The organism is Selenomonadales bacterium (assembly GCA_017442105.1).
Lineage (GTDB): Bacteria > Bacillota > Negativicutes > RGIG982 > RGIG982 > RGIG982.
Map to the genome: position 1 here is coordinate 1 of JAFSAX010000053.1, position 4,733 is coordinate 4,733.

General features: G+C 46.4%; 5 protein-coding genes. All 5 read left to right on the plus strand.

The genetic code is table 11. From position 1 onward, the window contains the following. Window positions 1-201: 201 nt before the first annotated feature. Entirely contained in the window at window positions 202-657 is a 456-nt protein-coding gene (locus IJN28_02205; GenBank protein MBQ6712587.1) for a ribosome maturation factor RimP, read from the plus strand. A gap of 27 nt (window positions 658-684) precedes the next feature. Beyond that, a complete protein-coding gene (gene nusA, locus IJN28_02210; GenBank protein ID MBQ6712588.1) occupies window positions 685-1,734 on the plus strand; it encodes a transcription termination/antitermination protein NusA in 1,050 nt (349 codons plus the stop codon). 15 nt (window positions 1,735-1,749) lie between these two features. Beyond that, complete coding sequence (locus IJN28_02215) at window positions 1,750-2,016, plus strand: YlxR family protein (protein MBQ6712589.1); 267 nt, start codon at window positions 1,750-1,752, stop codon at window positions 2,014-2,016. Beyond that, window positions 2,009-2,326: a ribosomal L7Ae/L30e/S12e/Gadd45 family protein gene (locus IJN28_02220; protein MBQ6712590.1), complete on the plus strand. Its 318-nt coding sequence runs from the start codon at window positions 2,009-2,011 to the stop codon at window positions 2,324-2,326. Before IJN28_02215 ends, IJN28_02220 begins: the two co-directional genes overlap by 8 nt. A gap of 13 nt (window positions 2,327-2,339) precedes the next feature. Further along, window positions 2,340-4,733: translation initiation factor IF-2 (gene infB / locus IJN28_02225; GenBank protein MBQ6712591.1), on the plus strand; the 2,394-nt coding region annotated here is incomplete at its 3' end.

Consider the following 4,733-nt stretch of genomic DNA (forward strand, 5'->3'; position numbering starts at 1 on the left):
AAAATTTAAGGAAAAACCTTGTAAATTATGGCTTGAAATGCTATAATTATAGGCGAGAAAGGCTATTCTATGTTTGGTGATGAAGAGTGGGAGTAATTCCCGCTCTTTTATTATAGCAAAATGGCTTTATTAGATATCTGCATTGAGGATAGGCTCGACAAGCAGAAAAATAGATAGACAGAAAGAATGGAGGTGCAATCTATGGCAAACAAAGTAGAAATACTTGTAGAAGAATTGGCATTGCAGTTGCTTGACGGTACAGAGATCGAATTGGTCGATGTCGAATTCGTCAAAGAAAGAGATTGGTATTTGCGTGTATTCATTGACAAAGAGAACGGAATTGATATTGAAGATTGTCAAAAACTCAGCGAGCAGCTTGAAGTAAAACTAGACGAACTCGATCCGATCAGTGAAAGCTACTATCTGGAAGTATCTTCGCCCGGCCTTGACCGTGCACTCAAGAAAGAAAAAGATTTCGTTCGCCATACAGGCGATAAAGTAGAGGCATCGCTCTACGCACCGATGAACGGTAAAAAGACGATTGTCGGTATCCTTTTGGGACTCGTTGATAATCAGATCAAACTTGATGTAGATGGCGAAGAGATCATCCTCACAAGAGAACAAGTTGCACAAATTAAATTATATTTGGATTTCTAAGATAGAATGTAGGGGGAGTCAAAAAACATGAATGCAGAATTTATGCTGGCATTTGAAGCATTGGGAAAAGAAAAGGGTATTGCACCGGAAATACTGTTTGATGCGATTGAAGCAGCTTTGATTTCGGCATATAAAAGAAATTTCAGTTCGGCACAGAACGTACGCGTATCGCTTGATCGTGAAACGGGTGAGATCCACGTTTATGCGAGAAAAACAATCGTAGAACAAGTTGAAGACGATCGTCTTGAGATCTCGCTTGCGGATGCACGTAAGATCAACCCGGGATATATGGAAGAAGATATCCTTGAGATCGAAGTAACGCCGCGTGATTTCGGTCGTATTGCGGCTCAGACGGCGAAACAAGTTGTTGTACAGCGTATTCGTGAAGCGGAACGCGGTATCATCTATGAAGAATTCTCGAATCGTTCGAGCGATATCCTGACAGGTATCATTCAGCGTATCGAGCAGAAAAACGTATTCATCGACCTCGGCAAAACGGAAGCGGTCCTTCCGCCGACGGAACAGATGATCGGTGAAGAATACGCGCTCGGTAATCGCGTAAAAACATATATCATCGAAGTGAAAAAGACGAGCAAAGGTCCGCAGATCATGGTGTCGAGAACGCATCCTGGACTTTTGAAACGCTTGTTCGAATTGGAAGTGCCCGAAATTCACGACGGTACGGTTGAGATCAAATCGGTTGCTCGTGAACCGGGTATGCGCTCGAAGATCGCCGTATTCTCCCGTGACGAAGAAGTCGATTCGGTAGGCGCTTGCGTAGGTCCGAAAGGCATGCGCGTTCAGACGATCGTTGATGAACTTCGCGGTGAAAAGATCGATATCGTAAAATGGGATGCAGATCCTGCTGTCTACATCTCCAACGCACTTAGCCCGGCAAAAGTCGTTTCGGTAGAAGTTGATGAAGTGAACAAAATTTCGAAAGTTGTCGTTCCCGATTATCAGCTCTCGCTCGCTATCGGTAAAGAAGGTCAGAATGCACGTTTGGCAGCAAAATTGACAGGCTGGAAGATCGATATCAAGAGCGAATCGCAGGCGGCAGAAGCAGCCGAAGCTTGATAAGGAGGCGGACGTATGGTACAAAAGAAGATCCCGCAGCGGATGTGTGTCGGCTGTCAGGAAATGAAAAACAAAAAAGAATTGATTCGAATTGTGCGGACGCCCGAAAGTGAGATTCTCCTTGACCCAACAGGCAAGAAATCGGGACGCGGTGCATATGTTTGCCCGTGTGAAGCCTGCGTCACGAAGGCTTATAAAGAAAAACGACTTGAAAAATCGTTGAAATGTGCTGTTGATGCGACTGTTTACGAAACATTGAAAGCAGGCGTTCAAAATGTATAAAGGCATATTGTCATTGCTTGGTCTGGCACAAAAAGCAGGCCGGTTATCATCGGGAGATTTTGGCGCAGAAAAGGCGATCAGAGCCGGTAAAGCCAAACTGATCTTGATGGCAGAAGATTGTGCCGATGAAACGAAAAAGAAGTATCGTGAATTGGCAGAAGAATATGAAGTAGACTGCGTTGAAGCAGGTAACAAGATAGAGCTGGGAACAGCAATCGGCAGAGAATTCCGTGCTGTCGTTGTCATATTGGACGACGGATTCAAGAAAGGAATTCAAAAAAAATTAAAGACACTCAAAGGCGAAATGTAATGGGGGTGGATTGATGTCAAAATACAGGATTTGGGAATTAGCCAAAGAATATAATACATCGAGCAAGGTTATTTTGGACATTTTGGAAAGAAACAAAATTGAAGCCAAAAACCATATGAGTAACGTAGATGAAAATGCGAAACAGTTGATCTCGCGTACTTTTGCACACAAAACAGGTGAAACTCCGAAAAAAGAGGAAGCACCGAAACAGAATAAAGCGGCAGAAAAACCGCAAGCGCAGAAACCTCAGGGGCAACAGAATCAAAATCGTCCACAAGGTCAGCAGAATAGACCTGCGTTTCGTAAAGATGGTGCACAGCAACCAAGACCGCAAGGTCAGCATAATCAGAATCGTCCACAGGGACAACAGAATCGTCATCAGCAAGGCGGTCAGCGTCCGATGAACGCTCAACAGGGCGCAGCTCAGCAAAATCGTGCACCGCAAAACGGTGGTAATCAAAACAACCGTTTCAACAATAATCGTCCGAACGCACAAGGTACAAATCGTGGTGGTCAGATGAACAACAATAATCGTTTTGATAATAACAACCGTTTCGGAAACAATAACAACAACCGTCCGAACAACAATCAAGGCGGTAAAAATAATTTCCGCAATAATAAAAACAACAATAAAAAACAGCGCAACCAGAAAGACTCGATCATGCATCAGCAAGCGGCGCAGGCAATGCTCGAAGCATCTCGTCCGAAAGCGATCAAAGTCGGCGGCCCGATGACGGTCAAAGAATTGGCAACTCGTATGGGTCGTGAAGTCAGCGAGCTTATCAAAAAATTGATGCTCATGGGTACGATGGCTACGATCAACCAAGAACTCGATATTGATGCGATCACGCTTGTGGCAGGCGAGTTCGGTGTAGCTGTGCAGGAATTGCCGCCGGAAGAAGATCCGACGGAAGTACCGGAAATCGAAGATAACCCGGCTAACCTTGTAGGTCGTCCGCCGGTCGTTACTGTTATGGGGCACGTTGACCATGGTAAAACGTCGCTTCTCGATGCGATCCGCAAAACGCACGTTACGTCGCAAGAAGCGGGCGGTATCACGCAGCACATCGGTGCATACCAAGTTATGTGCAATGGTCAGAAGATCGTATTCCTTGACACACCGGGTCACGAAGCATTCACAGCAATGCGTGCACGTGGTGCGAAGATCACAGATATTGCGATCCTCGTTGTCGCTGCAGACGACGGTGTTATGCCGCAGACGCTCGAAGCGATCAACCATGCAAAATCGGCACAGGTACCTATCATCGTTGCGATCAACAAGATCGACCGTCCGGGTGCTAACCCTGACCGTATCATGCAGCAGCTTTCCGAAAACGGCTTGATCCCGGAAGACTGGGGCGGCGATACGATCGTTGTTCAGGTATCGGCTCATCAGAAGATCGGTATCACCGACCTTCTTGAAATGATCCTTCTCGTTGCAGAAATGCAGGAACTCAAGGCAGACCCGAAACGTCCTGCGCAGGGTACGATCATCGAAGCAAAACTTGATAAAGGCAGAGGTACGGTCGCAACAGTTCTCGTTCAGACAGGTACGCTCTCTGTTGGTGATTCTATCATCGCAGGCACGGCATACGGTAAAGTTCGTGCCATGACGAACGATCGTGGTGAAAAAGTGAAAAAAGCAGGCCCGTCTACGCCTGTTGAAGTACTTGGCTTGTCGGATGTCCCGGCAGCAGGTGATATCTTAAATGCAGTAGAAGAAAAAATTGCGAAGAGCGTAGCCGAAAAACGTTTGGCCAAACGCCGCAGCGAAGAAATGAGCAGCTCGCAGAAAGTATCGCTTGACGATCTCTTCAAACAGATCCAGGCAGGTACGATCAAAGACCTCAACATCCTTATCAAAGCAGACGTACAAGGTTCGCTCGAAGCTGTTCGTCAGTCGCTTCTCAAATTGAATGAAACCAATAATGAAGTGCGTGTAAACGTTGTTCATGCAGGTGTTGGTGCTGTTAATGAATCTGACATTATGCTTGCATCGGCATCGAATGCACTTATCATCGGTTTCAACATTCGTCCGGATGCGAATGCACGTCGCTTGGCTGATAGCGAGCAGATCGACATTCGACTCTATCGCGTTATCTACGAAGCGATCAGCGACGTAGAAGCGGCTATGAAAGGCCTTCTCGCGCCGCAGTACAAAGAAGTACAGCTCGGCCGTGCAGAAATTCGCCAAGTAATGAGCTTCTCCAAAGCACTCGTTGCAGGCTGCTATGTCCTCGAAGGTAAGTTGACGAACTCGGCACAGCTTCGCATCGTTCGTAACGGTATCGTTGTGCATGACGGCATGATCGAATCGCTCCGTCGATTCAAAGATGACGTCAAAGAAGTTGCTGCCGGCTACGAATGTGGGGTTACGATCGAGAAGTTCCGCGATATCAAAGAAAGC

Coding starts and splice junctions, on each gene's coding strand:
- IJN28_02205 (MBQ6712587.1), top strand. CDS start 202: ATGGCAAACAAAGTAGAAATACTTGTAGAAGAATTGGCATTGCAGTTG.
- nusA (MBQ6712588.1), top strand. CDS start 685: ATGAATGCAGAATTTATGCTGGCATTTGAAGCATTGGGAAAAGAAAAG.
- IJN28_02215 (MBQ6712589.1), top strand. CDS start 1,750: ATGGTACAAAAGAAGATCCCGCAGCGGATGTGTGTCGGCTGTCAGGAA.
- IJN28_02220 (MBQ6712590.1), top strand. CDS start 2,009: ATGTATAAAGGCATATTGTCATTGCTTGGTCTGGCACAAAAAGCAGGC.